The sequence below is a fragment of the Streptomyces sp. NPDC001832 genome, assembly GCF_040297265.1.
Taxonomy (GTDB): domain Bacteria; phylum Actinomycetota; class Actinomycetes; order Streptomycetales; family Streptomycetaceae; genus Streptomyces.
This window is the reverse complement of record NZ_JBEOYU010000025.1, coordinates 63,555-89,131: the sequence shown is the minus strand read 5'-3', so window position 1 is coordinate 89,131 and position 25,577 is coordinate 63,555. Positions and strand designations below refer to the sequence as shown.

The window sequence follows — 25,577 nt, the reverse complement described above, 5'->3', positions numbered from 1 at the left end:
GCCGAGGTGACGACTGCCGCACGGCCGGCCCTCGCAATGCGTGGAGCGGATATCGGTCGGACGGCCATTTTGTTCGTTGCTGCCGGGAAGGACGCCGTGGCAGCATTCGACGCGTGTTCGATAACGGGGATGACATAGCGGAGCCGCCTGTCCGGCGTTCGAAGATCGCCGACTTGGCCGACTGGCCTGCTGACGAGACGTCTTCCGCACTGCATGAGGCACCGGAACCAACCCCTGCCAAGACGCCGGAGGATGATCCGGCGGTGGCGGCTCGGCATGAGTTTGCTGTGTTGCTGGGTGAGTTCCGGCGTACGGCGGTGCTGGTGCCGCTGGATGAGGCGGGGGATCTGTGGTCGGCGGAGCAGAACGGGGTGCGCTGGATCTGTGCGTTCTCGGACGAGAAGGCGCTGGCCCGGTTCGCGCGGGCTCGTGGGGATGCCGAGCGGGAGTGGACGTATCAGGCGGTGCTGGGGGCGCGGTTGCTGGATGTGATGGTGCCGTTGCTGCCGGGGCCGGCGGGGGTGGCGCTGGATGCGGGCAGTGAGGACGGCGGGATGTTGTTTCCGCCGGTGGCGGGCATCGTGCCGGACGCGGTCGCGGTGGATCTCGGGGGGATGCAGTGAGCGGGAAGAGTTCTGATCTTCAGGTGCCGCCCGAGGCGTTGGCTGCGATCGCGAAGGGGATCGATCTGGCGCATGCCGAGTTGAAGGATCTCGGCATGATCGGGCAGGCGTCGATGGGGCGGGGCTTCTCGGATCTCGCTTTGTCGGGCCTGGAGTTGGGGCACGGCGGGCTGACATCGCAGTTCGAGACGTTCTGCAACCGCTGGGAGTGGGGGGTGCGCGCCCTGACGCAGAAGGGCAACAACTTTGCCCTGGGGATAGGGCTGTCGGCGGGTTCCTTCGCGGAGCAGGAGCAGTACGTCAAGGACTCGTTCAAGATCGGCGTGAACTCCCTGAACGGGAACCCGCACCTGTCCGAGGACGAGGTCAAGACGATGAGCTGGGACACGATCAGCAAGCAGTCCGCGTACGACGACCCGGACTGGAGCGCGGAGTCGATGCTGAAGGCGGGTGAAGAGGTGAAGCAGACCTGGAAGGACACCGCCTACGACGTGGAGGACTCCGCGCTCGACTCGATGGAACGGTCGGGGCTGGTGGACCCGGCGGTGCGGGCAGCGGCGGACGAGCGGCTCAAGGAGCAGCTTGATCCGTCGCAGGAGACGATTGATCAGGCTGAGCAGCCGCGGTGGGGGGAGAGTCGCTGATGGTGGACTGGGGGAAGCTCGGCGGGGATCTTTACGACGGTGCGGGCAAGCTGGTCGACAAGGGCAAGGAGTTCGTCGGCGAGGGGATCGACAAGGGCACCGATTTCGTTGGCGCCGGTCTGGAGAAGGTCGGCGCCGACGACTGGGCGGACGCGGTCGAGGACTGGGGGGACGAGACCGCGTCCTCGCTGGGCGCGGAGGTCGGTGAGAAGCAGCTCGGACAGACCGAAGAAGCCGACGAGCTGATCCACGGCAGGCCCGAGAAGATCGCCGCCACGGTGAGGAACCTCCGCGATTTTCAGCGGGCGTTCGATCTCGTCGGCGGCGGGATGAAGAAGCTCGACTCCGGTCACTGGAAGGGTGAGGCCGCCGATGCCTTCCGGGCGAAGTTCGAGACCCTGCCCACGGACTGGCTGCGTGCGGCGGATGCGTTCGAGGACGCGGCCAAGGCGCTGGAGACGTATGCCGGGACGGTCACCAGCGCGCAGGCCAAGGCCCGTGAGGCGATCGCTCTCTACAAGGAGGGCAAGCAGGACTACGAGACGGCCGCTGCCGCGTTCCGGGAGAAGGCGGCAGCGTACAACGCGGTCCGCAACACCGATCACCCGCTTCCGCACCCGGGGAAGTTCTCCGATCCGGGGGCGGCCAAACGGCAACACGCGCAGGAGATCCTGCAACACGCGCGGCAAGCACGCAACGAGGCAGCCGAAGCGGCCAAGGGCGCGATCACCGCTGCAATGGCACACGCCCCGAAGGAACCCACCGGCCTGGACCGTGCCAAACAAGAGTTCATCGACCACGAGATCGGCCAGGGCATCGAACTCGCCCACTTCGGCGGCGGAGTCATCAAAGGCACCGCCGGGCTAGTGAACTTCGTCCGCTCTGTCAACCCCACCGACCCCTACAACCTCACACACCCGGCCGAGTACCTCAAGGGCGTCCACATGACGCTCGCCGGCCTCGTCTCCACCGCCGCCAACCCCGACCGCGCCCTCAAGAACGCCTGGGACGCCGCCAAGGGCGACCCCTCCGAATTCATCGGCCGACTCGTCCCCGAACTCATCGGCACCAAAGGCGGCGGCCTGATCAAGGGCGGCCTGCGGGCCGGCATGAAAGACCTCCTCAAACACCCAACGGGCAAGAACCGGCACGGCCACGAAAAGAACCCCGACTCCAATTCGAAGAAGTGCAGCGACGTCAAGTGCGCCGGAGACCCCGTCGACGTCGCGACCGGCCGCATGCTGCTCCCGCAGACGGACATCACGCTGCCAGGATCGCTGCCTCTTGTCTTCGAGCGCGTCTTCGACTCCTCCTACCGAGCCGGCCGCTGGTTCGGCACCGGCTGGTCGAGCACGATCGACCAGCACCTGGAGATCGACGCGGAAGGCGTGGTGTTCAGCTGCGCCGAAGGCAGCCTGCTCGCCTACCCCCACCCCGCACCCGGCGTCCCCGTCATGCCCACGCACGGACGCCGCTGGCCCCTGGACCGGGTGGACGACGGCTACACCATCACCGACCCGGAAACCGGCCGGGTCCGGCACTTCGTCGACCACCCCAACGGGGAGCTGGCGCTCCTGGCGCAGATCGACGACCGCAACGGCCGCTGGATCACCTTCGAGTACGACGAGACAGGTGCCCCGACGTCGATCGTGCACCACGGCGGCTACCACCTGAAACTCACCACGAACGACGGCCGGGTCACCGCCCTGCACCTGGCAGGCGCCGCCCCCGACGGCACCGACCAGGAAATCCTCCGCTACGGCTACACCGACGGCCACCTCACCGAAGTCACCAACTCCTCCGGCAAGCCACTGCGCTTCGGCTACGACGAACACGGCCGCATCACGTCATGGACGGACACCAACGACAGTCGGTACGAGTACGTCTACGACGAACACGACCGCTGCGTGTACCAGTCGGGTACGAATGGTCACCTGGAAGCCCACTTCACCTGGGACGACACCGACCCCGCCACCGGCCTGCGCATGACGTCCATGACCGACGGCCTCGGCCACACCAGTCGGTTCCTGATCAACGACATTTGCCAGGTCGTCGCCGAGGCCGATGCTCTTGGTCATACCACCCACTTCGAGTACGACCGCTACAACCGACTACTGTCACAAACGGATCCGCTGGGGCACACCAGCCGGTACACGTACGACGAAGCCGGCCGGTTGATTGTTGCTGTCCGCCCGGACGGCCGGCGGTCCACCGCCGAATACAACGATCTCGGCCTGCCTGTGAAGGTTACGGGTATGGACGGAACGGTCGTGCGCCAGACCTACGACGAGCACGGCAATCGCACCTCGGTCATCGATGGATCACACGCGACCACCCGGTTCCTGTACGACGAGGCCGGCCATCTCACCTCGGTGACCGATGCTCTTGGTCACACCACACACCTGCGCAACGACAGGGCAGGACTGCCTGTCGAGATCACCAACCCGCTTGGAGCGACTGCTGGTTGCAGGCGTGATGCATTCGGTCGCCCCGTCGTGGTCACCGATGCGCTAGGAGCGGTCACCCGTTACCAATGGACCGTCGAGAGCCTGACGGCCCGGCGTGCCGATCCGGATGGCAGCACGGAGAACTGGACCTACGACGGCGAAGGCAACTGCCTCTCACATACCAACGCCTTGGGGCTCGTCAGTCATTTCGAGTACACGGATTTCGACTTGCTTGTGGCGCGCACCGGCCCGGACGGAGCGCGTTACGAGTTCACTCATGACACCAACTTGCGCCTAACTCGGGTAACAAACCCCAAGGGCTTGACTTGGGACTACACGTACGATCACAACGGTCGCCTGACTGCGGAGACCGACTTCGATGGGCGCACACTCGTCTACAACCATGACGCGGCGGGGCGACTGACAGCACGTACCAATGGCCTCGGTCAAACAGTCCATTACGAGCACAATGAACTCGGGCAGCTGCTACGAAAAAGCGCGGACGGCGCAGTAACCACTTTCGAATACGATATTTTCGACCAGCTCGCACATGCGGTCGGCCCTGATGTCACGCTTACCCGCATGCGCGACCGGCGGGGTCTTCTGCGATCCGAGAGCGTGAACGGACGCACGCTCACTTACGACCATGACGTTCTGGGCCGACGCATCTCCCGCACAACCCCCACGGGCACAAGAAGTACCTGGACCTATGACGCCGCCGGGCGCCGCAGCACACTCACCAGCTCGGGCCGGACCCTGGCCTTCACCCATGACTCAGCCGGGCAGGAGACCGCTCGGCACATCAATGAGGCAATCAGCGTCCAGCACGAGTACGACATCGTGGGCCGCCTCGTGGATGAACACGTATCCGTACGAGGCCAAGACCTCCAGCACCGTGCTTACACCTACCGGGCGGATGGCAGCCTCGTCGGGATCCAGGACGCCCTATCCGGCAACCGCCGGTTCAGCCTGGACTTCGCAGGGCGGGTCACCCGGGTCAGCGGTGCGGGCTGGACCGAAACCTACGCCTATGACGAAGCGGGCAACCAGACCCAAGCGGACTGGCCCACCAGTCACCCCGGCCACGAAGCCACAGGGCAACGCACCTACACCGGCACCCGCATCACTCGTGCCGGTCGCGTGCGCTACGAACACGACGCTCAGGGCCGCGTCGCCCTGCGTCAGAAGACCCGCCTGTCACAGGCACCGGAAACCTGGCGATACACCTGGAACTCCGAAGACCGGCTCACGTCAGTCATCACTCCTGACGGCACCTGCTGGCGCTACGTGTACGACCCACTCGGCCGCCGCGTCACCAAACAACGAGTGTCGGCCGAGGGTGGGGAAGTTGTGGAGGAAACCTCGTTCACCTGGGACGGGACCACCCTGTGCGAACAGATCACGAGCACTGAGTCGCTGCCCCACAAGGTCGCCCTCACCTGGGATCACGACGGCTTCCGGCCTCTGACACAGACGGAACGGATTCTTTCGACCGATAGTGAAGCGGTCGACGAACGCTTCTTTGCCATCATCACTGATCTCATCGGTACTCCCACCCAACTCGTCGACGAATCGGGAACCCTGGCCTGGCACACCCGCAGCACCCTGTGGGGCACCACCACCTGGGCCACTTCCAGCACCACCTATACACCGCTCCGCTTCCCCGGTCAGTATTTCGACCCCGAAACAGGCCTGCACTACAACTACTTCCGGCATTACGACCCCGCAACAGGGAGGTTCCTCACCGCCGACCCACTGGGGCTCGCGCCCGCTCCCAATCCGACCACGTATGTCTCTGATCCGCGTACTTCGACAGACCCCCTAGGACTGTCGCCTTGCCCGCCGAAGGGAGAACGGAGCAACCCGTTCAAGAAGAGGGAAGACGCAGAGAAAGCTGCATTCGAAGCCGCAGGCGTGCCCTACGGAGAGACGCCGATTGCCGAGTGGACAGTGACCGGGGACAAGAACCTGAAACACGCTCCCGGGTACACGTACTCGAAGGACGAGAGCCACTGGGGAAATTTTCGGCAATTTGAAACACCTCAGGGATCTCGCGTCGTCGTGGAACATCTTTTTGACCCGGCGGGTACGCATTTTCATGCCGGGAAGCCTAAGATCGACGACACTCGCAGCTTGGTGAACTTCGGCTGGGACAACAGCAGGGTCCAGCGTTCCGATGGAAGTTTCGGGTATCCTGAAGATATGGAGCGGTACGGAAAAATAAATAAGCCCGGAGGGGATCACCACTTCTTTTATGAAGGAAACTGAACACATCTATCATTTCGGGAAGAAGGCTCGGGGATGCCCAAAGATACGGCCCCGGATTGGCTACACACCCTGCATGCTTGCAGTTTGACAGTAATCGAGGGAGCAGTGCCCGCTTCGGCACCCTCCCCCGTAACTGCCATTCGTTTCGTGACGGGAGTAGATGTAGAGCCGACACATACCATTGCACAGGCGCGACCCTCCGCCCTCAGCGAGGTCGACCACCAATGGCAAATTCAGACTTCCGGTCGACTCGATCCTTCAGGATCCGGTGAATTCATTATCCTGCCACCTGGAGGCGGGGGCGCCTCTATCGGCTGGGTTCGGGTGAGAGACACCAACGGAGTAAACCTCCCCTCCCGCATCACCGCAGCAACTGGTTCACCCGAGTTCCTGAGCTTGTCAGCAGACGGAAAATGCCTGTTCGCGGTTTCCGAGGAGGACGACGAGTACTGGATCGTCGTCCGCCGGCTTGCGACATGATTACACTGCGCCTCATCAACCGTTTCCAAAATTGGCATCCTCCTGGGCCGGCTCCCGCAGTGTCGTGAGGAGGAGATCGTCACGGCGCTGTTCGCGTTCGGGGACGCCGTCGGGGCTCAGCGGTCTGGTGGCGGGCGACGCCGGCGCGGTGAGGCCGGGCGAAACCCGCGGCGGTCAGCGCGCCAGGATCCACTTTGGCGAAGGCGTCCCGCAAGGTCCGCTCGCCTGGAGCCCGATACCTGCCGGCGAGCGGATCGAACGGGCAGCCCAGACGGGCCAGCACCTCCTGATCGCACCGACGGGCCCATTCCGCGATCGCAACCAGGGAGTTGTGCCCGGCCGCCGTCATCGCGCACACCCCGATCGCAAGCAGCGTGGCCAGCCGATATCGAACGCCCCGCGGATCACGCGGGTGCTCGCCTCATATCCGGGCATCGTCCGCCAGGTCACGGCCGCGCTGGAGAATCGAGGGGCTGATCATTGGCTTGGAGAATCCCAAAAGAGGCAATCCAGAATCTTACCCGGATCTGACAGACATTTGAGTTCGTCGAATACCCAGGAGTCGACGACGGAACGAGCTGGCTTGTTAATTTTTACGTAGTTCTGGATGACACTCCTGGACCTGTCGGAAGACGGATTGACATTGAACGCAGAGACGGCAACCAGGGTTTCCATGGTGATCACGGTGGCGAGCAGGCAGATCAACCAGGCAGGGAGGATGGTCGCGCCGACGGGTATGTAAACCATCCTTGTCCGTGATCCAGCTTGGGTGAGCCGCTCAGAGCTCACCGACTGCCTCATTGATTGCTGCCGCCAGGGGTACCAGGGCGACGAAATCGGATACCGATTCGGCAATGTTCCTGGCCATCACCCTGAGCTTCCCTTTACGAGGTGTCTCAGCGACGACTTCCTCCTGTGCGTCCTGTGCACATTCGATGAGGTCGGCACGCTCCGGGTGATCGGATCGACCGAGTTCATCGACCAGTTGGGCAAGCAGGTCACTGATCTCCTGCGGCGAGAGCGGATTCGCCCGGTCCGTAGGCGCCAGCGTCTGACCGCTGTCGCGGACCTCGGCACGAGCGTTGCTGCCGCTGGCGACGGCGTTGCCGACGGCGTTGGAACCGCCCATTGCGATGATCCCGTTGTTGCCTTGGATATTCATACCATTTCCTACTCTCTCTTCGGCTCGAGCCAACGCTGGATGCCTCATTTCCCTGCGGATACTCACAGGCCGACCGTTGAGCGGACCCTCTTAGCCGTGCCGGATTTCCCACGGACACGCCCACCGATCCTGGCCCGGGTTCCCGAGGCTACCGAGTTGGATTCCACGCGAGCACTTCCGGTGGCAATGATGCCATTGTTCACGATGGCGTCGTGCTGCGTCTTCAGGTCGCGCGTGTCCATTCCGTGCTCCTCGGCAAATTTGATGAGAGCATCCAAGGCACGCCTTTCGATGGACTTAAGAAATCTGTAACCGTCTGTTGCTTGAAAGTGATTCCGGAATTCGTCATCCGCGGACTGCGGGCGAGCGCTCATCCGCGCCCCGTAGTCGAATGTCCCCAGGTAGTTGATGCGTCGTTTCCGGAGGCGCACGCGCCAGGACACGGGGAAGTCGGGATCGAATCCGATGACTGCGCGCACCGGTGCGGCCAGGAGCAGCAAGATTGTGCTGAACGGTGTCTCCAGGATTCGCCCAGCGAGGAACCGCAGGGTTGGGTGGAGGCCGACATTGTCGACACCCCGGTAGCGGTCGCTCAGTGGGAGTAACACCGTCTGTACGGCTTCGACGAACAGGGTCGACCCGGAGATGACGAAACGCAGGAAGAACGAAGCGACCAACTCCCCTTCCCAGCCGGCGCAGTGCACAGCAAGGTAGGGTCTGGCGTCGCGCTTGGGTTCCCGCTTCAGCTCATCCATGAGCTCAGGTGCGATACCGGGTACCGGACGGTCTCGTTCCGACAGTAGGGACCTGTTGTCGTCCAGGGCCGAACCGTCGACAAAGAGTCGTTCCTCGATCTGCAGGCCCGGCAGGCCCACCGTGCCGACGTGCTCGGCGACATTGGCGTAGAGCTCCGCCACATCCACATCTCGCGCCGCTGTGGCAGCCTGGTTCGTGACACTGTCATCTCGGACAGTGGTGTCGAAGTTCAAGAGCCACGACTCGACCTCGGTACCGAAACCGATGAACGGTGAATAGCCGCTGTACACCGTCATGTTTCCGTCGGCGTAAGCACCGATGTCGTCGAGCCTCTGTTTGATTTTGTCGTTTGGTGGGACGGGGGCGTCCTCAGGGCGGAAGGTGTCGCGGCGGAATTTCTTCAGAACGCCGTACCGCGTCGAAAGGTCGTAGCACATCACCACCACCCACGACAGGAGGAGCGGCAGCGCTGTCAGGTCATGCCTGCCTGCCACCTGCAAGGCGATGATGAACAGGAGAAAGACGCAAAGCACAAGGTCCCGGTAGTGGCGGCGGGCGTTGGCCCGGTAGGCGTGGCGCAGTACCACGGGCACGTCGCATGCCGGCGCGGGAGCGACAGCCACGTGGGGATCGGCGGCAATCTTTCTGATGAGTGAATTGGCGTACCGGTGTTTCAGGTAGGCGGTCGCGCACAGATACCTGGTCAGATCTGGGTCACGGTCCTGCGGTTGATTGCCGCTCGGGCCGGCTCGAGGGCCGGGCAGCAACGGGCCCGTGGTTGCCTCCGTGGTGGTGCCTTCGCCACCGACTGCCGCCTCGAACGTGGCGTCTCTTCGGTGTGCGTTGCGGTCGGCGGAACCCGCCATCGTCTCTGCCCTCTTGTCCTTAGGAAGATTTTTTCCTCCTCGAATTCGACCACGACGCACGCGCTGACTTACCGTCATCTCTACTTGCCTTATCCGAACCGTTACCCTCGTTCGGCGGACCATCGGCTGCTCCGTGGTCGCGTATCGTCACGGATTCCAGAACCAGGGCGATTTCAAAGTCGGGGTGATCTTGTAGGGGCGCAGGTCACTGCGGTGTGACGATGTTCGGTGGGCGCGCGACGTACGCAACAAAGGTCCGTTGTGCAGGTGACCTTGCCAAGTCGCCTTCGCTCAACGGAGTTTCGATGTGCCGTCAGTCTGCCACCTTCTGCCTGATCAAGTCGCCCACCCGTCAGCATCGTGCGATCGGTCCGCTGCCCTTGCGGCTTGAGACACTGGCTCAACCCCCGGTGGTGTACGTAACATGACAACTCCAAGTCTGCACACCGGGGGGGGCGCATGCGTCGCAGATTCAAGCAGGAAGTCAGAAACACGACGATTCATGGCTCACTGACGTGATCCAAGAAAGTGGCCGCTCGACGGCCGGGGATCTGAACCGGGCGGCGCACAGACTGCGTATGGCCGTGCGGGCCCGTCTGGGGACAGAGATCGCACGGCGGAGGCTGAAGCAGCGTCAACCCATTCAGGTTGGCTGGTCGCTCACCGAACGCCAGGTCCAGTCGCGCAGGGCGGCTCGGGAGGCTACGACTCTGCCGCAGAGAGGGGGCGATCTCGCTGGTATATCCGACTTTCTCCGCAGGCTGAAAGAGCATCAACTGGTCGTCCTGGGTTCGCCTGGTGCGGGCAAAAGCGTCCTCTCCATGCTCTTGGCCTGGGACTTCCTCCAGTCGACGCGTCCCGGTGAGCCCGTACCGGTCCTGCTGCCCCTGTCGTCCTGGCGGCCGACCATCAAGCTGCTGACGTGGATCACGCGCAGCATCACGATGCTCTGTCCGGACCTCGCGGATGAGCGGCGGTTCGGGAAAGACATCGCGACGCGGCTCATCCAGGAGCGCCGGGTCATGTTGGTACTGGATGGCTTGGACGAGTTACCGCAGACATTGCACGCCAAGGCCGTAGAGGAAATCGACGCAGCCATCGCCGATGGTCTCTGGGCGCTGGTGACCTGCCGTGCATCGGAGTACGAGAGCATCACGCGCACGGGAATCCACCTCACCCGAGCCATCGCGGTGGAGCTCGAAGCGGTCACGCCCGAGCAGGCGATCACCTACCTGGAGGACTCGACGGTAGCCGGCGACGACCGCTGGGTCCCCGTTGCCAACTTCTTGCGAAAATATCCGAATTCACGTTTGGCCAAGGCGTTCTCCTCCCCTCTCATGCTGTATTTGGCGCTGACCACCTACCGGATGATCCAGAACGATCCTCGCGACCTTCTGGAACCGAAACGATTCCCGACGCGGGCGGCGATCGAGTCGCACCTTCTCGAAAGCTACCTGCACACGGTGTACGCCGAGCCGTCCGGCATCCGATCCCGATACCAGGTCGATTCCGCACGCCGCTACCTCACCACCGTCGCACAACAAATGCGGCGGGACCGGACGTTCGACTTCGCATGGTGGCAGATCGATTCCAGGATCACCGGACCGCTGGTGGGTTCCGCCTACGGCTGCTTCTGCGGCTGGTTGTTCTTCATATTGTATGGGCCATTCCTTGGAATTTCCTCCGGCTTCGTCACCGGGGCTGCGGGCTATGCATCACACGCTCTGGTGAGGAGAGAACTTCGGCAGGCATACATTGCAGAGGACGCTTTCCACGATCCGAAGAGCGCCCTCCACCAATATGCAGGCATCGGCCTGCTCGCCGGTCTCATCTCGGCCGGCGGCGCAACCGGGGTGGTCGCATTGCTGCTGATCTTCGTGCTGGATGCGGGAGCAGCACAGGCCTGGCGTCACGGGCTCCTCGCCGGAAGCGCGATCGGCCTTGCCACACTCCTTGGATCCACCTGGGGTTCGTACCATGTGTCGCGCACCTGGTTCTGGTTGACGCGTCGACTGCCGTGGTCGCTCCTGAGGTTCCTCGATGACGCGCATGCTCTTGGAGTGCTGCGTCAGAGTGGAGCGGCCTACCAATTCCGCCACGCCCGACTCCAGATGCAGTTGACCAGGGAAAACTGGGAATCCCCCCGATCGGTGCGCCGCACATGGGGCGGCAAGAGTCATTGGAAACTCCTCTTGCCTCTGGTGCCCAGCGGGGCGCAGATCGGACTCGTGATGGTGGGACTCTACTTTGTCGTCGGAATTTTTGCGGGCTCCAACGAAGCTCCACTTTCATACCGTTCCGGGACCAGGCCCGCGGTCCACTTGTCTCCGGGCTGCGATATGAGTACCCCGGGGTGCAAAAAGCCCGTCATCAGGTCCCTGGATTGGACACTCCGGCAGGGTTCCGTACGGGAAACGACTCTGGCTGTGGAAGCCCCAAGAGAAGCTTCCTTCGTGGGCTTGGGTGGCTCCATCGTCGCCCACGGATGCTCAGGCGCCTCCGTCAAAGTGACACTGTCGCTGGGCGATCTCGCCCTGCCGGCTTTTGTCGTCCACAGCGACGCATCGAACCCCGATCCCCTGGCTAGGAAGGTTCCGCTGCCCCGAGCCGTCAGAATGGATGACCAACGGGTCGATATCGCCCTGCGCAGGTTGGACGACAAGACGTGCGATCTTTCAGTCCGGTGGTCGAACGCCAGTCTTGTCAAGGATGGCCTTTCCCCCTCCGCAAGGCAGCGGCTCGGCATCGCGGAGCCCTCAGACGTCTAAGGGGTTGCGGCGACGTTGCGGGAGCGGCGGACCTGTCAGCCCGCCTGCTCCCACGCCCCCGACTTCAGCTCCTTCAGGAACAGCCCGTCGAGCACCACCCACCCGGTCGCCCGGTCCACCACATCCACCGTGCGGCCGTCCAGGGCGGGCGAGGCCTCGGGATCCTCCATGGGGACGAGGAGCCACAGGCCGTGCGGGGCGTCAGCGGGGCGTCCGGCGGCGTTCTGCAACGCGACCAGCAACTCCCGTCCCCCCACCTCCCAGTAGCGGGCGACCAGCCCGGCCCGGTGAGCGAGAAGCACCGTGCGCGGGCCGGCGGCCGCCGCCAGCTCCGCGACACGGGCCACGACACGCTCCAACGCAAGCCGCGCGTAGGAAGCGAGGCCCGCGCCGATGGTCCCCGAGGCCGCGAACGCGGCATCCGCCTTCAGCAACGCCTGCCAGGGCGCCCGCTGCTCCTGGGCCAGCTCCCGCAGCGTCGCGAGGAGGACATCGTCCAGGGCGAGAGGCGTCACATCGAAGCGCTCCGCCAACCGTTCGGCCACACCGGGGAGTTCGGGGCCCTTGATCGTGAGAGCGACGAATCCGCCCCGTCGGCGGGCCGCCTGGAGGCGGGCGGCCCGGACCCGCCGGGGATCGCGGCCGAGCGCCAGTTCGCTCTGCGCGTCCTCGATCAGCGTCCGCGTACTGGCCAACCCGGACACCGTCTGCTCGGTATGCCAGGTGACGGCTTCCCGGGCACGCGGCAGGAAACGCTTGCGCTGCTGCTCGTAGGCGAGCGGGAAGCCGGCCTGGCCCAGGGCCTCTTCCAACTCCACGTACGTGGTGTCGGCGAGCACCGCCAGCGTGGGGAAACGGGCACGGACCCGGGCCAGCAGGTCATCGGTGCCGATCCCGGTGTCGGGCCGCACCCCCGCGGCGGCCTGCGAGATGCGCAGCGCCTGCACCAGGTCCAGGCCCAGCGGGTAGAGCTCCAGTCGCGGGGAGACACCGACGCCCCGTGCCATGGCAGCGGCCAGGTCGACGAGCCGGGTGTCGGCCAGCGGGATCATGCCCTCCGGTGCACCGATCGCGCGGAGTTCCCGCAGCACCGTCACCCGGCCGGGCAGCGGATCGCGGACAGCGACCTTGGCCGCCACGACGCCCAGTGCCGCGGCGTAGTCGGCGAGTTCGGCGGGTGTCGGCTCGTCCGCGCCGGGCTGGTCCTCCAGCGCCAGCAGCACGCGACCGTCGCGCCGCAGCATGGCCAGTCGGGCCGGAGGCTCGGAGCCGGCGTCCTCGTCCCGCTTGCGGGCCTCCGTGTCCACCGCCGCGCGGACCACGGCCAGCGACCGGGCCGGCGTATCGGCCGCATCGCCATCACCCGCCCCGTGCCGGACGCGCAGCTCGTCCGCCAGCTCCACGGCGGTCATCACTCTGCCCTGCTCGGAGAGTATCGCCGCCAGCTCGTCCCGGATCCGGTCCATCCACGGCAGACCCGCCCAGCGTTCGACCGCGGCCAGCTGGTGCGTGGAAACCGTGTTCTGGCTGATGTCGAGCGCCTTGGCGATGGCGGTCTGCGCCGGCCAGTCCCCCAGGTCGGCACCGCCCGGCAGTTGGAGGGTGGCGCGTACGACATCGGGACGCGGCTTCGTACGGCGCCCCTGGTTCTCCGGAGGCATGAGCCGCGCGGCCAGCGTCTCCACCGACTCCAGCGCCTCCTCGGGGGCGTCCATCGCGATCGCCACCGGTCCGCGGGGCTCGGGACGCTTGCGCAGATCGTGCGACCACTGGCGGTGGCGGCGGTTGAGCTCCTTGCGGATCGCGTTCCCGGCGCCACGCGCGCGCGAGATCGTGTGCGGAGGGACATCGAGCAGCGCCCCGACCGTCGAGGCGCCGAGGGACGCGGCGACGGACACGGCCCGCGGCGACAGCCCCGCCGCCTCCAGCGGTGTCTTCAGATCGGCGACCGCCGCAGCCTGCTCACGGGCGTCCTCGATGTCCTCGGTGGTCATCCCGACCGTGGCAGGCGTGGTCGCCGGACGCGCCGAGTCCGCCGTACGGAACAGCCGCCGCCACGCCTCCTGCATGTCGCGCAGGCTGTCGTAACGCTGTTCGGCATCACGGTGCAGGGCCCGCTCGAAGAACTGGGTGAGCCCTTCGCTCAGCGCCTGGTCGAACAGCTCGGCAGCGACGTACAGCTTGGCCTTCGTGACCGTCAGCGGGTCGATCGCGCCGTCGCCCCACACCGGGCGTTCGCCGGACGCCATCTCGTGCAGGGTGACCGCGGCGGCGTACCACTCGGCGTGGTCGTCGTAGCGGGCGCGGCGGCTGCCGCCCAGGAACGGGTCGAGGTAGCCGCGCGTACCCGCCTGGACGTCCCTGTCCGGTGCGTCGGCCAGGGAGAAGTCGAACAGCATCAGTTGCCAGGAGCCGTCACTGCGCCTAAACAGCCCCAGGTTGTCCGGTTTGATGTCACGGTGGCGCACCCCCCGGGCGGCCAGGGCATCCAGGGCGGCGAAGAGGTCGTTGCCGAAGCGCTCCAGCTGGTCGTAGCCCAGCCGGCCCTCACCGCGCAGACGTGAACCGAGACTGACCGGGTCCCGGTCGACGGCAGGGCGGAAACCCCCCGCGTACTCGATCTCCAGCACCGTGCGGCCGCCGAGCTCCCGGGGGTCCGCCAGCAACTTGACGATCTGTCCGCCGCCGACCTCCTTCAGGGCCGCGGCCTCTGCGTACAGGCGTGCGTCCTTCTCGTGGTCGAGGGCGACCTTGAAGACCCGCGGGGAGTCCGCCGGCCCCTCGGGATCGTCCCCGGTCCGGCGCACGAGCAGCGCGCGGGCCGTGGCGCCGGTACCGAGAACCCGGGTGACCGTCCAGGTGCCGTCCAGCGGCTGCCCGGGCTGTACCGTCAACGGGTCCGCGACCGGCGCACCCGCCGGTTCGGGGGTAGCCGCATCGGCCTCGGCCGCGTCCAGCAACCGCAGGAACTCGTCGGCCGATACCGGCCGGTGGCGTACGTCCGCCGCGGTTGCCTGGAACACCAGCTCGTCGAGAGCTGCGGACACTCCGTCGGCGACCGCGTACGGGTGCAGTCCGCCCTCGCCTGCCAGCCGGTCCACCAGCGCGCTGCGCCGCTCGGCGGGCGGGCGGCCGGTCAGCAGCAGATACGCCAGGCTGCCCAGACCGAACACGTCGAGATCCACCGGGTCGGCGAACTCCTGGCCGGACTCGGGGGCGAGATAGACCTGTGCGACATCCGCGATCAGGCCGGAGTCCAGCGGGCTGTCACCGAGGGAGCGGTGCAGTGTCGTCCGGAAGTCACGTGCCGCCGTCTGCCAGTCCGCGACCCTGATGACGGGATCGCTGCCGTCCTCCTCGGCCGAGACGTACACCGAACGGGCCGAGAGGGCACGGTGGTACAGGGACCGGTTGTGCGCGTAGCGCACCGCCTCGGCGAGCTGGCGCACCATGTCCAGTCGGTCCTTGGGCGTCAGCCGACTGCCGTACGCGTCGAGGTAGGCGTCGAGGCGCAGGTCCGAGGCGCGGTGACGGAAGAGAATCGCCGGGCCGCCCGCATGCTCCCGGATCTGCACGGCCTGCACGATGCCGCGGTGGTTGATGCCCTGCAGTACCTGGTACTCGCGGCGAGCCGCCCGGTCCACCGCGTCGCGCTGCTGCGTCGAGGCAGCCTGGCCGGCCAGGTAGATCCTCACCCGGCCGCTCTCCTTGACCAGGCCGTCGTCTCGGGTCGCGAGCCGGTCCTCCCAGCCGGGGCCCGCGTCCAGGGCGCGCGGCTCCAGACGCCAGTCGCTGCCGAAGCGCAGGTGAGCCATGGAGTGGCTGACGCCGATGTGCTTCATCAGCTTTTCCAGCAATAGACCGGTCCGTGGCGTGATGCGCCGGCTCTCACGCTCGGGCGGCAGGCCCAGCAGCTCGTCCCAGATCCCCGGAAGTCCGCTGACGCCGTCGTTGCGCCCGTAGACGGCGGTGCGCTGGAACTCGTCGAGATCGCTCACCAGGTCGGCGTCGTGCAGGAAGACCGCCGGTTTGATGAAGGGGACCAGCCTCGGGTCCTCGTTCAGGGCACGCGCCGCGCGAGTGAGCTGCTCCTTGAGCTCCTTGGCCTTGAGGTCGGTGAGGTGCAGGGGGTTCTTGAGGGTGCGTACCCGCTTGTCGTGGAACTGCCAGGTGTCACCGTGATTCACCACCCTGCCCGGGTGACCCTTCAGCTCCAGCAGGTACAAGCCGCCCGGCACCGCGATCAGCAGGTCGCACTCGTTGACCCGTCCTGAGGCGCCGGTGAACTGGAACGTGGCCCACGCCCGGTGCGGCTCGACCTGGGGCATCAGCTCGCGCACATGGTCGAGCCCCTCCTGCTCCCATCCGTAACCTGAACGGCGCGGCTGGAACCAGCGCTCCTGGTGCGGAGGAGGGCCGGGCTTCGGGGCGGACGGCCGCGCGGCTGACGTCACCGGGAGACCTCCAGGAGTGTCGGCATGGGCAGGGTACGGACAAGGGGACGCGGGGTCAGCGGCCTTCGACAGGGCGCAGGATGTGCTCTCTCTCGCCTGTCGGCGCCGCCCCCCGTCACACGGTTGCCGCCACTGCCCCTGCTCCACTCCCCCGACCGCATCCCCGACCGCATCCTAGTGCCGCGACCGGCAAGGCACTTCCAAGATGCAAGTGCGGCTGCGACGCGGCAAATCCGCCGACTCCCGCGACGCCCCGAAGTTCGTGAGTTCCGGCCACCGCCGCGAGGCAGGCTGCATCACCGGTTTCGGCCCTTACTGTTCGCCGAGTGTCATCCACTTCTCCGGTTTCTCCAGTGACGCGAAGCCCACCTTGGCATAGATCGCGTGTGCGTCCGCGGTGGCCAGCAGCACGCGGCGCAGTCCATAGGGCGCGAGATGCTCGCAGACGGCAGTGACCAGGGCGTTCCCCAGGCCCTTCCCCCGGCTCCCGCGAGCGATGTAGACGTCGCACAGCCACGCGAACGTGGCCTTGTCGGTGACCACGCGGGCGTAACCGACCTGAACGCCGGTGGCACTCTCGTACACCCCGAAGTTCAGTGAGTTGGCCATGGCTGCGTCCTGTTTCTCCCGGGACCGGCCCAGGGCCCAGTACGAATCTTCGGAAAGCCACTGGTGGATGACCGCACGGTCGAGACGGGCCGCGTCAGCGGATATGCCGTAGCCGACTGGGAGATCAGTGCTCATGGCCGCATATAAGCAGACCAGGGCGCCCCGGAGCCACCGATTAGCTCGTCCAGCACTCACCTCGGCCATGCGAAACGGCTCAGGTTGACCCAGGTCCGGTCCGGCATCATCCGGGCCAGAGGATCAGCTCGTCGAGGAAGAGCACGACGCCGTCGTAGTCGAGCGCCCGGGCGTGCTTGCTGATCCCGGTTGCCTAAGGGTGTTAGGTAAATGCATAATGGCTGTCGCCAAATGAGAGGAAGGTTATGGTTCGAGCAGGGCTGACCCCGGAGCGTCTGACCCGGGCGGGGGCGGAACTGGCCGACGAGGTCGGCTTCGACCAGGTGACCGTCTCGGCGCTCGCCCGGCGGTTCGACGTCAAGGTCGCAAGTCTGTACTCGCACGTGAAGAACTCGCAGGACCTCAAGACGAGGATCGCCCTGTTCGCGCTGGAGGAGCTCGCCGACCGGGCCGCCTACGCGCTGGCCGGGCGGGCCGGCAAGGACGCCCTGGCCGCCTTCGCGGACGCCTATCGCGACTACGCCCGGGAGCACCCCGGTCGCTACGCCGCCGCCCGGCTCAGGCTCGACCCCGAGACGGCAGCCGCCAGTGCCGGCGTTCGGCACGCACAGATGACGCGGGCGATCCTGCGCGGCTACGACCTGACGGAGCCGGACCAGACGCACGCGGTCCGGATGCTGGGCAGCGTCTTCCACGGCTACGTCAGCCTGGAGTTGGCCGGAGGCTTCAGCCACACCGCGGTCGACTCGCAGGAATCCTGGGCCTGGGTCGTGGATTCCCTCGACACTCTGTTGCGGAACCGGGCCGCACGCTGACCAGCAGTCCCCCGCACCGCCGGAGGCGGTCCACTGCGCCACGCACTGCTGAACATTTCCGATATCGAGGCTGAGGCAATGAACGCCAAGCACTACACGATCACCACACCTGTCACCGCGGATATGCTGCGCGGTCACCTCGACGTGGAAGCGACCGCGCACGGTCTGTTGCCGCATCGGCTGCCGGCCCGGGCTCGCCAACAGATCCCTGACAACCAACTGGCTGTGGCCGAGGCGCAGCCCTCCGGCGTGCGGTTGGTCTTCCGCACCCGGGCCACCACCATCGGACTGGACACGCTGCCCACCAAGCGGGTCTACCAAGGTTTCCCGGCCCCGGCGGACGGCCTGTACGACCTGCTGGTCGACGGCCGTCTCGCGGCCCAGACCACGGTGGCCGGCGGAAACGTCCGCACGATTACCGACATGGTCACCCAGTCCTCCGAGCTGTCGGAGGGGCCTGTCGGCACCGCCCGGTTCACCGATCTGCCGGCGCGTGACAAGGATGTCGAGATCTGGCTCCCGCATACGGAGATCACCGAGCTGATCGCCCTGCGCACCGACGCACCCATCGAGCCCGGGCCGGACAGCGGGCGCAGGGTGTGGCTGCACCACGGCAGTTCCATCAGCCACGGCTCGAACGCCGCCCACCCGACCGCCATCTGGCCCGCTCTGGCCGCCGCCCAGGGCGAAGTCGAGCTGATCAACCTGGGGTTCAGCGGCAGCGCGCTGCTCGACCCGTTCACCGCCCGTGCGATGCGGGACACCCCCGCGGACCTGATCAGCCTCAAGATCGGCATCAATGTCGTCAACACCGACGTAATGCGCCTGCGCGCCTTCGCCCCTGCGGTCCATGGCTTCCTCGACACCATCCGCGAGGGGCATCCGACGACGCCGCTGCTGGTCGTGTCCCCCATTCTGTGCCCGGTCCAGGAAGACACTCCCGGCCCCCTCGCGCCCGACTTCGACGGCGGAACCTTGCGGTTCAAGGCCACGGGCGATCCGGCCGAACGCGCCGCCGGGCGCCTGACGCTCAATGTCATCCGCGACGAACTCGCCCGGATCGTCGAACAGCGGGCGGCTGACGACCCGAACCTGCACTACCTCGACGGCCGTGGCCTTTACGGCGAGGCGGACTATGCCGAATTCCCGCTGCCCGACGATGTGCACCCTGATCCCGCAGGACACCGCCGCATCGCCGAGAACTTCGCGCGACTCGCGTTCGGTGGTGACGGCCCCTTCGCCACCAGGACAAGCCGACCAGGATCACGGTGACGGAGACCGACAGGCGGGGTCGTGGCTTGCCGGGGCCGACATCCGCTCGGGGAAGACCTCCCAGACCTCTGCCCGAAGAGCCCGCGCGACCTCCAGCTGGTCCGCCGTGGAATTGCGGCGGCATCGGTGATGCCAACTCCCCGGCTGCCCAACCTTGTCGAGAAGGCTGCCAGCCCGAACAGGCATCGAACGGTCCCTGAAACGACGAAGATCCCGACCGATCGTGAAGATCGGCGGGATCTCGTCAACCACTCCCGAGCTGACTCAAGAACAGTCGTGCGGTGGGCTGTTCACGAGTAGCTCTGATCAGTGCTGACAGAGGACGTCCGTAGATCGCTTCCCGTTTCCCGCGTGATCGTTTCCCAGCACCGGGTGAATGCTGTCGACCGCCTGTCCTACTGTGATCACCGTGCTTGGGAATCCGTGGTTCGAGATAGATGACCCTGACGATGAGTTCGGCTTCGATGCTGCCGAGCTCGCCTTCGCGACAGCTCTCCGCGAGCAGGCCAGCTCATGGGATGTCCCTTATGCCCATAGCTGGGTCGGTCGTCCCGAGGACGATTCATCACTCCTGGCCTTCGTGGGGCTGAGCGACAAGCACCGCAGGGTGTCGCTGGTCGATATCGGTGTGCACCTGGTTGGTTCCAGCGTCCGCGGCGACCGCCTCCACAATCAGCTCTACTTCCTCCCGGACCAGCCGACGAGCCTGGCGATGGAGGCGGTCGGGTCACCGCAGGAACTGGCTGAACGCACCGCCACATGGTTCGAGAGCCTCTTGCGGAAGCCGATTGTTCGCCACGAGTGGGAACACAGCGGCCAGGTCTACGCGACCCGCTACTTGTTCGCGGACACCGAGGAGGGGCTGGTCCAGAGCTATAACCAGACGCTGGCTCCGTCGGGGCAAGCAGAGGGCCTGATCGATGCCGGCCACGTACACGGTCGGGGTTGGATCCAGACCAGCGGGCTCGGCCGGCCCGATCGTATCGTCAGCATCAGAGGTGAAGCGACTGCCTGAGCAAGCCGTCACAGGGGAGATCGTTTCCCGTTCTGCGGCAGATTTCTGGCGGACAGGGTGAGGCGGCGGCGCACGAGATCGACCTCGACGATCCGTACGGTGATCTCGTCGCCCTCGCTCACGATCTGGTCGGGGTGCTCGACGGGCTCGTCACGGAATTCGGTGTTGTGCACGAGGCCCTCGACGCCCTCGGCGATGCGGACGAAGGCTCCGAACGGAATCAGCTTGGTCACCTGCCCGGCCGTGACCAGGCCTGCCTGGTCCGCGAAGGGAATGAGCGGGTCCTCTTGGAGAGCTTTCGGCGACAGCTGAACCTGTCCACGCCGGGTGTCTATGTCGATGATCTCGCCGATGACCCGCTGGCCGGCCGTGACGGCTTCCGCGGGATGGTCGATCCGCCGCCAGCTCAGTTCGGGCCCCCTGATGAACCCGGTGCACTGATCATCCGGTTCTCCGTCGAGGTTCACGAACACACCGAAGTTGTGGACGCTCTGCACCCGACCCTCGTGGGTTGCACCGCGTCGAAGGCCAAGAAGGAACGCTCGCAGAGACGGGTCCTCACACGCTGAAGCAGAGGCCAAGACGCATTCTTGCGGCCCGTCGACGGCTATCACTTCGAAGGTGAGCCGCTGCCCGAGGCTCACTGCTTCGGACGGATGCCCAATGGCCCTGCGGGTCAGATCGCCACGAGGGATACGACCCAGCACTCTCCCCGGACCGGAGAACCCGTCCAGTTCGACGAACGCCTCGCGTTCTTCGATGCCGATGACGCAGCCGGTGCGGACTTCGCCGGCCTGCAGCGTGTTCAAGAAGTTCTTCGATGCCTCGCTCGATTGGGGTTCGGTCACGCTCGTGACCCTACGACGCAGAGACCATCGAGCGGTAAGGCCATTGCGGGCGTGAGTAGTCCCTGGACGAAGGAGTGCAGACGCGAGGCGGGCGAGCGCGGTCGTTTGGGAGCATCTGCGGTCACCCTCTGCGATCTTGTTGCGGCTCGCCCTACGTTTGGCTGGGGCTTCCAGTGCCGCGAGGCCCCGATGCCGGCTGGGTGAAGGCAGGGCTGCGATGACGTCACTCTTCGAGCGTCTGGACACGGAAGAAGCCATCGTCCGCGGGGAGTTGTCTTCACTTCGCGAGAAGATCGCAACGGCGGAGGAACGGCTGGCCCACCTGACGATCACACGGGAGACCCTGCTCTCCCTGACAGGCCATGCCGGCCAGGCCGATGACAGCGCCGAACTTCAGTCCCAAGGGCAGGGCCCAGGTGACGGCGGGGACCTCGTGGATGGGTCGGTGCCCGAAGCGGCGCCCGGCGTTGCAACCAATCCCCGTGATCCGTCGGTCGGATCGGGGCCTCTGGAGTTGTCGGTGGCCCGTGAGCGAATGCTGGTGCTGCTGGCAGGGGCCGGGCGAGCGATGAAGGCACAGGACATCGCCGCGGCGATCGGCGAGGACATCTCGGATACCTCGAACGGTCGAAGGACGGAGACGACGCGGTCCCGGCTGAAGGCGCTGATCAGGGAAGGCCGGGTGGTAGAGGACCCCACGGGCTGGTTCGCGATCGCCCCGGCCACCAGGAACGAGCAGGGAGGTTCCGTACTGGTGTGAGCCATGCCGCGAGCGCGCGGCATCCAAGGGTGGCACCGCCGAGGGTTCAGCTCGGCGGTGCCGGGTTGCGTGACCGCCCAGCTGAGGGTGGCTTCCGCATGTCCGAGCGTAGTAGAGGCATTCTCCGCTCGGCGTCCGGAGCCACGAAGTTCGTCATGCCCGTTCGCTGTTTGGCGTTTCCGGGCACGGACCGAGGCTCAATGCGTTCTGTTCCGTTCGATATTGGTGCCTTCCGGCCACAGTGCGATACCGGTGAAGTGGGCCAGGCGGGCGATGGTCGCCACGTCGGGCCAGGACCGTCCGGCGAGCAGATCGGCGATGGCCTGCCGGTTGACTCCGGAGCCGGCCGCGGCGGCCCGCAGGCTCAGTCCGAGGCGATCGAGGGCCTGGGCGAGGGTTCGGGCGATCTGGCGGACCGCCTCGGCGGCCGGATCAGCGATGACCTGCTCGGGCCAGGCTTCCGGATCCTGGGTGAGCTGCCGGGGGGAGCGTGCGCGGGCGCGTCCACCGACCATGCGCGCACCACCTTGTCTGTTGTAGTTGATCAGCTGTGGAATGGCTGCTTGCCCGGCCGGTATGCATGGACCGTGGTCCTTGATCCCAACACCTCCGCGAAGATCACCCGGTACCAGCCTCGGGAGGCGTCCCCGCTCTGGGCGGAGGTCGCGCCGCTGGTGCGGTCCGTGGTAGCCGCCACCGTGACTGCGGTCCCCTACGACGTGGAGCGGTTGCTGCACGTCACCGGGCGTCTGGCGCTGTGGGCCGAAGCGAGCGGACTGGAGCGGTCTGCGGATGCGTGGTTGCGCAACGAGGTGACCGACGCGTTCGTCCTCTCGCGCGTCGGCGACATCGAAGGGTCGTCGGTGCGGACGTATCGGACCTGGTTGCTGAGGGTTCGGGATGCTCTGGCGTGGAGTGAGCGTGGGGAGGCAGCTCCGGCCCGGACGCATGCCGAGGCGAACACGTATCAGCCTTATACGACAGCCGAGTTGGCGGGTCTTCGGCACTGGGCCACTCACCTGCCTCGCCAGCAGAAGACTGACGCGCTCGCGCTGATGGGCCTGGGTGCCGGGCTCGGCCTCATGCCGAAGGAGGTAGCGGCGAGCCGGGGCGCCGATCTGCAGCGTTTGCGTGGGAACGGCCCGCTCTTGCACACCGCCGTCGACCGCCTGGTTCCGCTCGTCGCCCGCGCCGCCTGGGACACCGTCTTGGGAGAACTCGCAGACCAGGCCGGGCGCGGGTACTTGTTCCGCCCGCGGCGGACCACCGAGTACGCGAAGAACCTGATCGGTTCCTGGTCTCTCAACCACCGTCCGCCGGACAGCCTGCCAGCGGTGTCGGTGGGCCGGTTGCGGGCGACGTGGATCGTTGAGCTGATGCGGGCCCACATCGATCACCATCTGATCGCGCAGGCGGCCGGGCTCGCCTCGGCCGCCTCCCTGGCACGCTGGCAGCACCTCGTCCCTCCCATCGATGACGCCACCGCCGCACGGCTCCTGCGCGGACCTGAGAGGTGAGCAAGCCCCGGGCCTGGCGGAGTCCGGAGAAGATCAGGAAGTGCCGGCCACGGCCGGTCACCGACGCGCCGTTCGAGATCCCGGACTCGAAGGTCGGCCAGCTCGACGCTCTCCTGCACGGAACGGGTGTGCTCGAGCTGGTCGACGTCGAGCTGGCAGGTCGTCCCGGGCCGAAGGGTCTGCCGGTGCGGACCGTGCTGGTGGGACTGCTGCTGTCTCTGCACTACCACCGCAGCGCGAGCCTTGCGGATGTCTGCCGCGTGCTCCTGGACGAACTGCGGGCCCCTGCCCGGGGCTGGCTGGGGATTCCGGATCCCTGCTCGCTCGACGCACACGGGCGGCACGCGTTTACCCGTTGCGTCTACCGGTCCTTCGACCGGCTGACCACCGCTCTGGACCCCTTCCGCTGCGACCGGCGCCGTCGGCTGCCCGCTGACGAGGCCATGGTCGTGGCCTCGGCCTGGGAGGACACGGATGCCGAACGGGTTCGCCGCCGGGCTCTGCTGCAGGAGATCAGCGACCGCCTGGTCCTGATCACCGTCCGCCTCGCTCACCGCCGGGGCCTGTTCAAGGGTTGGCAGGGCGATATCGGCGTCGACACCACCCCGGTCCCCGCCTGGCATCACGAGCCCAGCGAGCATCGTGGTCTCGCGTCCGTCGAGATCACCGCCGGCTGGCACCACTGCGGCGGCTCCGACGAAGGGATCTTCGGGCACTCCGCGACGCTCCTGGTCGCCGCCAGCCGCAGGCACCCAGCTAGCCACCCACAAGCCGGCAAGCGCGTCAGCCGGCACCCGCAGCTCGTGCTCGGCCTTGTCCTGGACAGCCCCGGCAAGCGGATCGGCCCGAACGCGATCCACGCCCTGACCGCTCTGGCCCCGTTCAGCTTCCCCACCGGGATCCTGGCGTCCGACCGCGCCTACACCGACCAGGTCTCCAAACACTTCGCCCAGCCCGCAAGACGCCTCGGCTACCAGCTCGTCCTCGACTACAAGCGAGAGAACCGGGGCATCCAGGGCACCTACGAAGGCGCCCTGCTTGTCGACGGTTCCCTCGCCTGCCCCGCCATGCCCACCGCCCTCGCCCAAGCGACCTCCGACCTCAGCGACAAAGCCGTACGCGGCATCGACGACGACACCCTGCTCCGTGAACAGATCGCCGCCCGCGAGCCGTACTACCTGCGCCTCAAGGAGTCCGCGGACGAGCGCGGCGCGATCCGGCTCCAGTGCCCGGCCAGCGGACCGTCGCCCGCAGTGGCCTGCCCCCGCTTCAACCAGGTCCACCAGATCCCCGCACCGCGGCCCGCCACCGTGGACCTCACCAACCGGCGGGCCACCGCCGCACACTCCGCGGCCAAGCCGACCGTCCCAATCCCTCAGTCGGAACGCCTGCGAGCCCTGCCCGAGAAGGAACTGCCGCGGATCTGCCGAAAACCGACGATCACGGTCCGGCCCGGCGACCTCGGCAAGCGCGACAAGTTCCGCCAGGACCGGCACTACCTCCACCCCAGCTGGCAGGACACCTACCGGCCCGAACGGGCGAACATCGAAGGGGCCAACGGGAGGCTCAAGAGCCACGGCATCAACATCGCCGACCCCAGCAAGCGGCTCGCCCACGGCCGCGTCGCACAGTCCATCCTCCTCGCCCTGATGGTCTGCAGCGCCAACCTGCAGATGCTCTTCAGCTGGGACCAGACCACCGCCACCACAGCCAACGGGAATCTCACGGATGTGATCGCGGAGCTCACGGAAGAAGCTCCAGCCGCCATCACCGCGAACGGGCTCTCCCCGCCCCAGCCGCCACCGATGGTCCACACGAGCACCTGACACCCCTGCACCACACGACGAGCTCAAGCACGCCCAACAGCAGCCCCGGCACCCCTCACGCACCTGAACCACCCCGTACCCCAGGCCGATCCACCGCCAGACAGCGTCTCGAGGCCCCGCCCACGTTCGGACACCATCTCGAACACACCCCACAAACGCCGAGATCCCGCCCAGCCTTTCGGCTGAACGGGATCTCGAGACGATCCTTGAGAGCTACTCAAGAACTGTCGTGCGGTGGACCTGTGGGGATTTGAACCCCAGACCCCCTCGATGCGAACGAGGTGCGCTACCAGACTGCGCCACAGGCCCTTG

At 66.4% G+C, this 25,577-nt stretch carries 18 protein-coding genes and 1 tRNA gene; 10 read left to right on the top strand and 9 right to left on the bottom strand.

All coding sequences use genetic code 11. From position 1 onward, the window contains the following. The first annotated feature begins 113 nt into the window (after positions 1-113). Genes ABT115_RS20210 through ABT115_RS20200 form a run of 3 tightly spaced genes read left to right on the top strand, consistent with a single transcriptional unit; the run spans position 114 to position 5,982 of the window. Positions 114-623: an SseB family protein gene (locus ABT115_RS20210; RefSeq protein WP_351791478.1), complete on the top strand. Its 510-nt coding sequence runs from the start codon at positions 114-116 to the stop codon at positions 621-623. Next, positions 620-1,267 (top strand): hypothetical protein, encoded by a 648-nt coding sequence (locus ABT115_RS20205; protein ID WP_351791476.1) that lies wholly within the window; start codon positions 620-622, stop codon positions 1,265-1,267. Before ABT115_RS20210 ends, ABT115_RS20205 begins: the two co-directional genes overlap by 4 nt. Further along, positions 1,267-5,982, top strand: a complete 4,716-nt coding sequence (locus tag ABT115_RS20200; RefSeq protein ID WP_351791473.1) for a putative T7SS-secreted protein — start codon at positions 1,267-1,269, stop codon at positions 5,980-5,982. Before ABT115_RS20205 ends, ABT115_RS20200 begins: the two co-directional genes overlap by 1 nt. Positions 5,983-6,541: 559 nt before the next feature. On the opposite strand, the gene ABT115_RS20195 is transcribed toward ABT115_RS20200, so the two are convergent. The 4 genes from ABT115_RS20195 to ABT115_RS20180 all read right to left on the bottom strand — a co-directional run bounded on the left by ABT115_RS20195 (position 6,542) and on the right by ABT115_RS20180 (position 9,324). Continuing rightward, positions 6,542-6,820 carry a hypothetical protein gene (locus ABT115_RS20195; protein WP_351791470.1) on the bottom strand — a complete coding sequence of 93 codons (279 nt, stop codon included), beginning with the start codon at positions 6,818-6,820 and terminating at the stop codon, positions 6,542-6,544. Positions 6,821-6,939: 119 nt separating this feature from the next. Beyond that, entirely contained in the window at positions 6,940-7,209 is a 270-nt protein-coding gene (locus ABT115_RS20190) for a hypothetical protein (RefSeq protein WP_351791467.1), read from the bottom strand. 31 nt (positions 7,210-7,240) lie between these two features. Continuing rightward, positions 7,241-7,690: a hypothetical protein gene (locus ABT115_RS20185; protein ID WP_351791465.1), complete on the bottom strand. Its 450-nt coding sequence runs from the start codon at positions 7,688-7,690 to the stop codon at positions 7,241-7,243. Next, a complete protein-coding gene (locus ABT115_RS20180; protein WP_351791462.1) occupies positions 7,687-9,324 on the bottom strand; it encodes an AbeC-like domain-containing protein in 1,638 nt (545 codons plus the stop codon). Before ABT115_RS20180 ends, ABT115_RS20185 begins: the two co-directional genes overlap by 4 nt. 500 nt (positions 9,325-9,824) lie before the next feature. Here ABT115_RS20180 and ABT115_RS20175 point away from each other — a divergent pair, with 500 nt between their 5' ends. Next, positions 9,825-12,014, top strand: coding sequence for an NACHT domain-containing protein (locus ABT115_RS20175; protein ID WP_351791460.1), 2,190 nt, complete (start codon positions 9,825-9,827; stop codon positions 12,012-12,014). A 35-nt stretch (positions 12,015-12,049) separates the two neighbouring features. On the opposite strand, the gene pglW is transcribed toward ABT115_RS20175, so the two are convergent. Continuing rightward, on the bottom strand, positions 12,050-16,468 hold the full coding sequence (gene pglW, locus ABT115_RS20170; protein WP_351791457.1) for a BREX system serine/threonine kinase PglW: 4,419 nt from the start codon (positions 16,466-16,468) through the stop codon (positions 12,050-12,052). Between the two features lie 312 nt (positions 16,469-16,780). Continuing rightward, on the bottom strand, positions 16,781-17,212 hold the full coding sequence (locus tag ABT115_RS20165) for a GNAT family N-acetyltransferase (protein WP_351791455.1): 432 nt from the start codon (positions 17,210-17,212) through the stop codon (positions 16,781-16,783). A gap of 245 nt (positions 17,213-17,457) precedes the next feature. Between ABT115_RS20165 and ABT115_RS20160 the strand changes: the two genes are divergently transcribed. The 3 genes from ABT115_RS20160 (at position 17,458) to ABT115_RS20150 (ending at position 20,314) form a co-directional block, all read left to right on the top strand. Continuing rightward, complete coding sequence (locus ABT115_RS20160; RefSeq protein WP_351791452.1) at positions 17,458-18,027, top strand: TetR/AcrR family transcriptional regulator; 570 nt, start codon at positions 17,458-17,460, stop codon at positions 18,025-18,027. Between the two features lie 78 nt (positions 18,028-18,105). Beyond that, on the top strand, positions 18,106-19,299 hold the full coding sequence (locus ABT115_RS20155; RefSeq protein ID WP_351791450.1) for a GDSL-type esterase/lipase family protein: 1,194 nt from the start codon (positions 18,106-18,108) through the stop codon (positions 19,297-19,299). 376 nt (positions 19,300-19,675) lie between these two features. Continuing rightward, positions 19,676-20,314: a hypothetical protein gene (locus ABT115_RS20150; protein ID WP_351791447.1), complete on the top strand. Its 639-nt coding sequence runs from the start codon at positions 19,676-19,678 to the stop codon at positions 20,312-20,314. 8 nt (positions 20,315-20,322) lie between these two features. Here ABT115_RS20150 and ABT115_RS20145 read toward each other — a convergent pair whose 3' ends face one another. Beyond that, entirely contained in the window at positions 20,323-21,162 is an 840-nt protein-coding gene (locus ABT115_RS20145; RefSeq protein WP_351791445.1) for a S1 RNA-binding domain-containing protein, read from the bottom strand. Positions 21,163-21,379: 217 nt separating this feature from the next. Here ABT115_RS20145 and ABT115_RS20140 point away from each other — a divergent pair, with 217 nt between their 5' ends. Continuing rightward, positions 21,380-21,922, top strand: a complete 543-nt coding sequence (locus tag ABT115_RS20140; protein WP_351791443.1) for a hypothetical protein — start codon at positions 21,380-21,382, stop codon at positions 21,920-21,922. Between the two features lie 197 nt (positions 21,923-22,119). Here ABT115_RS20140 and ABT115_RS20135 read toward each other — a convergent pair whose 3' ends face one another. Continuing rightward, entirely contained in the window at positions 22,120-22,437 is a 318-nt protein-coding gene (locus ABT115_RS20135) for a helix-turn-helix domain-containing protein (protein WP_351791440.1), read from the bottom strand. A gap of 72 nt (positions 22,438-22,509) precedes the next feature. Between ABT115_RS20135 and ABT115_RS20130 the strand changes: the two genes are divergently transcribed. Together ABT115_RS20130 and ABT115_RS20125 are read left to right on the top strand one after the other, a co-directional pair. Continuing rightward, complete coding sequence (locus ABT115_RS20130; RefSeq protein ID WP_351791438.1) at positions 22,510-23,439, top strand: hypothetical protein; 930 nt, start codon at positions 22,510-22,512, stop codon at positions 23,437-23,439. Then, positions 23,436-25,265, top strand: coding sequence for a hypothetical protein (locus ABT115_RS20125; RefSeq protein ID WP_351791435.1), 1,830 nt, complete (start codon positions 23,436-23,438; stop codon positions 25,263-25,265). The genes ABT115_RS20130 and ABT115_RS20125 overlap by 4 nt, the downstream gene beginning before the upstream one ends. A gap of 235 nt (positions 25,266-25,500) precedes the next feature. Here the strand turns inward: ABT115_RS20125 and ABT115_RS20120 are convergent. Beyond that, positions 25,501-25,574, bottom strand: a tRNA-Ala gene (locus ABT115_RS20120). Positions 25,575-25,577 lie beyond the last annotated feature (3 nt).